This is a genomic window from Nostoc flagelliforme FACHB-838 (assembly GCF_014698065.1).
GTDB lineage: Bacteria > Cyanobacteriota > Cyanobacteriia > Cyanobacteriales > Nostocaceae > Nostoc > Nostoc flagelliforme_B.
This window is the reverse complement of sequence record NZ_JACJSI010000421.1, coordinates 1-4,916: the sequence shown is the minus strand read 5'-3', so window position 1 is coordinate 4,916 and position 4,916 is coordinate 1. Positions and strand designations below refer to the sequence as shown.

Sequence of the window (4,916 nt, the reverse complement as noted above, 5' to 3'; positions counted from 1 at the left end):
AACTACAAAAGGAGAAAACGATGAAACTTGAAAATAAAGTGGCTTTGATTACGGGAGCAACTTCGGGAATTGGCAAGGCAACCGCTAAAGCATTCGGTGTTGCAGGAGCTAAGGTGGTTTTCTCAGGACGACGCGAACCAGAAGGTAAAGCAACGGAAGCTCAGCTACGAGATGCTGACATTGACTGTTTATTTGTGCGATCAGATGTCTCGAACGAAGTCGAGATTAAAGCGCTTGTGCAAACCACCGTCGATAAGTATGGACGACTCGACTGCGCCTTCAATAATGCAGGCATCGAATCGATCGTAAACCCCCTGCACGAACAATCGATTGAGGACTTTGACAAACTGATGGCGATTAACGTACGGGGAATGTTTTTATGCCTGAAATATGAAATTCAGCAAATGCTGACTCAAGGAGCTGGGGCGATCGTCAATACCTCCTCGTTGGGAGGATTGATTGCGTTTCCAAGGACATCTCCTTATATCGCGAGTAAACATGCAGTCATGGGGCTGACACGAGCGGCAGCGCTGGACTATGCCAAGCAGGGCATTCGGGTTAATACAGTGAATCCTGGAGGCACTGCAACTGAGATGCTAGATCGCAGCCTTAGCCAGATGGGGTTCACAGCTGATAATTTAGCATCTACGGTTCCGATGGGGCGCATAGGACAGGCAGAAGAAATTGCTCAAGCTGTTGTCTTTCTATGTTCTGATGCTGCCAGCTACATCACTGGACAAGCGCTGGTTATCGATGGTGGATTCACAGTGACTTAATTTTTGATTGTTGATAATGGATTTACAAGGAGTTCCTCATGGAAAGGTATTTAGGCGCAGTTGAACATTCATACTGGCTCTACAACCAGTTTTATCCAATGGATTTTGCCACCGTTGCAAAACTTCAGGGGCAGTTTAGTTTCGATCAACTTTCGACGGTGCTTAGGCAAGTTCAGCAACGCCATCCACTGCTCCGAGTCCGCATTGCCCCTGACGCGATCGGACAGCCTAAATTTGTCGAAACCGATGACGAAATTCCGCTGCGGCTGGTTGCGAGAACGGACGATCGGCACTGGCAAGCAGAACTCGAAGTCGAACTGGCTCACTCATTAGATTGGCAGGTTGCACCCTTATTGCGAGTCGTGCTGCTGCAATCGGGGGCTGAATCCGAACTGATGATTATTTGTCATCATGCAATCTCAGATGGGCTATCGGGTATTTATCTGATGCGAAATGTTCTTCAAGGGTTAGGAGGCAAAATATTTGAGCGATCAGAATTTTCTGCGACATTATCGCTTGAATCAGCGATTCCTGGCATCGCACCATCTCCAGAAGCGACCGTTAAGCCCACGGACTATGTACCAACCCTGTCTCGTCGTCCGCGACCCCACATTCGCACCGTTGTCTTATCTCCCGAACTCACCCAGCAATTGATCCAACGCAGTCGAGCCGAACACACAACCGTACACGGTGCAATCAGCGCGGCGTTCTTGCTCGCGCTCACTCAGCAAGACGTTAAACCCAGCGATGTGATGCGATGTTTACACCCAGTTAATGTGCGATCGCAGCTATCCTTGCCGATGCCAGATGGAGTTGGGCTTTATATTTATTTCTGTATGACAACACATTCCCGAATGGCGGATTCCGCATTTTGGGACGTTGCTCGCTCAGTCAAATCTCAACTTTCACAAATCGACATTGCCCAGCAATTAGTCGAGGAGCGTCAACTTCGACAACCCGCAATGGCGAATCTCACCGATGCCACCGCCTTTGCTGAAGAAGTGCAATCGCAATATCACTGTCAACTGAGCGTCACAAATCTCGGTCGCATCGATATGGCTCAACAATACGGTAACATTCGGATTGAAGCACTCCATGCACCTGTTGTCATGCCAAGTGTGGTAGGGCGGATTGTTGGAGTTGCGACCTTGGGTGATCGCCTCGCCCTCACGATTTCATCTACACCGCTGATTGATGTAGATCGGGCCCAGAGCGATTGGGCTGCAACTGCCTTTTTATCGGCAGGAGTGAAGCGTTTGGAGCTTGCAGTTCAAGCGATTCACCGGAATAACCCCAAAGCAAGTTTGCTAACACTGTAAGAATCTGACAAATCATTGTAAGAACCTGAAAGAAGTTGAGTGTTGGAATTTATTACAGTTTAGACAGACCAGGGTTAGCAACTTCAGAAATAAACGACTGTAGCTTCCTCAGAACTTGGGCTGGTGTGAATGTTGACGACACGATTCATTGACCGACTGGAGTATACTCATGTTCAAATCTTTCTGGCTGTTTGGCTCTCACCAGCGTAACGTCTTGATGGTATGTACTCATAGTACTTTCTAACTACTTCCATTCGCTTTAGCTCTTAATTCATACAACAGGAGGTTGTTATGAAACGTTTTCTCATTGTTTTGCTCGGTATTGGTTTAAGCCTCGCATTGACAATGCTCCACTCCAGTGTTCAGGCAGATGCCCGTCCTATAAATCAACCCCTAGCAGCATCAGTTGCACGATCGACTGCTCAAGTTGTGCCAACTTCAAAATCACCTGATCTAGAAATTTTGGACACTAGGGTTCGTTATCTCAAAGATGCAGATTTGCTAATTTTTGAGCAAATTGTGAAAGGAACGGCTGGCAAAACACTGCCTAAACCTCAGGGTAGCGTTAATGGCGCACCTGTACTGGGTTATGTCTTTCCAACGACTCTAAAACCCGAAGATGCTGGATTTAGGAAGGTTAAAGGGATTTTGGCATTAGCAGTCACGTCTCATCCAGATTTCGATGACACGCCACTATGGGATGAGAATAACAACTCGAATTATGCCGATGATGGCATTATTTTTCATAGTCATTGGGTTGTACTGGTCAAAGATGATCGCGTTCCTGGTGGCTTATCGGTCAAGCAGTTCAACAAAACCGACAAAACTGTTGTGCTTCCACCCACCAATCCTGGTATGCCAATGTACTTGGATTCTCCCGGTTTCCCGGTTTTGCTAAAAGGTAACAAGCTCAGTGTTCTGGTTCCGGCTCAACGCATTCGATCTAAAACAGAGTTCAAGTTTGATGGAGTGGTTGTTTATATGCAGGTGAATACCACGAACAAAAATCTCCCCATGCTTGGGGTCTATCAAGCGTATAGCCTTAGTTCAGGGAATTTAAGCCTTCCCTACAGTGTGCAACCTCAGTAACGGAGAAAATTAAATGGCTCTCAATGTTGAATTGCTAGAAAGCAGCTTTGCTCAGATTAAGATGAACAGCTCAGAGGTGACTAAACGGTTCTACACACTGCTGTTTACAGACTATCCAGAAGTCCAGCCTTTGTTTGCCAATACTCATATGGAAAAGCAGGGCAAGCAACTGTTTCAATCTCTCGTCTTTACCGTCAATAACCTGCGTAAACCAGATGCCTTAAGCGATGTATTGAGAGGCTTGGGCACTCGACACGTTCAGTATGGTGTATTGCCGCAACACTATCCAATGGTGGGCAGTAGTTTGCTTAAAGCTTTTGAGGTAAGTCTGGGTACAGCCTGGACTCCTGACGTGCAACAAGCGTGGATAGAGGCGTATGAAGTTGTGGCTCAATTAATGCTGGAAGGTGCAGACTACTCACCAGAACGTCTGATGCCAACTGTAGTGAAATAGCAGAGTAGTAAACTTCGTCATCTACTAGGTTTACTGCTTTCAGACGATCGCCCTTAGAGCCTTTCAAGAAACAACTTTTACAATTTATTATCTAGAAAGCATTTCTAGCTCAAAAGAGGCAAGGTTGGGTTATGCCCTAGTGAAGTGTGGGGATGCTAAACAGAAGTAGTTGAATGATTCATCAATTGCGTGAATCCTTACCAATTGACCATGAGCTTCCCTGGTGACAACTTCTAGCTCCAATGGGTTCAAGCAAACAAGTGATAGATTTAGGTTACGGAAATTTGAAAATTTTTCGCAACCTATAGTATGTTTCATTCCTGTGGTTGTAGAAGTTGAGCTAAACATTACCCACGACGAAAACAGACAAGGAGCGCACCATGATCGCAGTTTTTGTCCGTTTCCGCTATAAAAGCGAATTCAATGAGGCATACGTGCGGCAGATCGCAGACGGAGCATCTGCACCGCCCAAGTTTCTTACATGACAAGCTCTTAAAAACGCAATTAACAGGAGAACAAACAATGGATACGATTGCACTGGTTCCTAACAACTCGTTGATCACCGAAACACCTGAGGAAGGACGGCAATTAGCCGTGAAATTGGCGCGACTAATTATTAAGCTAACTCAACCCGATGAAGAGAAGCGCAAACAGCTACGAGATGTCTATGGTAACGATGCCATGATGTTGATTGCCGTAGGGCAAACAGTTGCCACTGAGTTTGCCACGATCGCGGCTGCTAACAATTATTGGCAGAAGTGAGGTAGGCAATGAATGACTATTGTTTAGTGGACTGTGGTTTTCACGATCAGTTAGAAGTCCTAGCAACGCTACGGCAATCTTGCCAGATTTCCTATCGCACTGTAACTGGAGAAATCGTCCAAGTTCAGGATCAGATTGTGGATGTGTATGCTGCCAAACAAGCAGATTTTTTGAAGCTTAAAGACGGGACTGAGATTCGGCTCGATCGCCTGATCTCTGTCAATGGCAACCCAACTCGATTTGCTTAGGAGTAGCATAATGGTAATCCAACTTAAGATTGATCGCGTCTTACAAGGTTCATTTGCCCTCAAAGCGCTGAATCTTTTGTTTGTGTTTCAAGTCAATTGTCCCGGTTGTTTCATCTATGGTTTTCCTCTCGTCAACAAGTTGCACTGGAAGTATTGTCAGTCCGGCTTAAATGTCTTGGGGATCTCAACGGCTTTTGAGGATTTTGAGTACAACACTGCTGCCAATACAGAGTTGCTTTTGACTGAGATGAAACTGGTTGGAGCAACT

The 4,916-nt window shown here is 46.0% G+C and carries 7 protein-coding genes; all 7 read left to right on the top strand.

Features of this window, described 5'->3' with window-relative positions; genetic code table 11:
* The first annotated feature begins 20 nt into the window (after nt 1–20).
* Nucleotides 21–776 carry a glucose 1-dehydrogenase gene (locus H6G97_RS45480; RefSeq protein ID WP_190947001.1) on the top strand — a complete coding sequence of 252 codons (756 nt, stop codon included), beginning with the start codon at nt 21–23 and terminating at the stop codon, nt 774–776.
* 38 nt (nt 777–814) lie between these two features.
* Nucleotides 815–2,095, top strand: a complete 1,281-nt coding sequence (locus H6G97_RS45475; RefSeq protein ID WP_190947000.1) for a phthiocerol/phthiodiolone dimycocerosyl transferase family protein — start codon at nt 815–817, stop codon at nt 2,093–2,095.
* 291 nt (nt 2,096–2,386) lie between these two features.
* Entirely contained in the window at nt 2,387–3,184 is a 798-nt protein-coding gene (locus H6G97_RS45470) for a hypothetical protein (RefSeq protein WP_199350123.1), read from the top strand.
* Between the two features lie 13 nt (nt 3,185–3,197).
* Nucleotides 3,198–3,638, top strand: coding sequence for a globin family protein (locus H6G97_RS45465; protein ID WP_190946999.1), 441 nt, complete (start codon nt 3,198–3,200; stop codon nt 3,636–3,638).
* A 522-nt stretch (nt 3,639–4,160) separates the two neighbouring features.
* Nucleotides 4,161–4,400, top strand: a complete 240-nt coding sequence (locus H6G97_RS45460) for a hexameric tyrosine-coordinated heme protein (RefSeq protein WP_190733661.1) — start codon at nt 4,161–4,163, stop codon at nt 4,398–4,400.
* 8 nt (nt 4,401–4,408) lie between these two features.
* Nucleotides 4,409–4,648: a hypothetical protein gene (locus tag H6G97_RS45455; RefSeq protein WP_190946998.1), complete on the top strand. Its 240-nt coding sequence runs from the start codon at nt 4,409–4,411 to the stop codon at nt 4,646–4,648.
* 10 nt (nt 4,649–4,658) lie between these two features.
* Nucleotides 4,659–4,916: hypothetical protein (locus H6G97_RS45450; RefSeq protein ID WP_199350121.1), on the top strand; the 258-nt coding region annotated here is incomplete at its 3' end.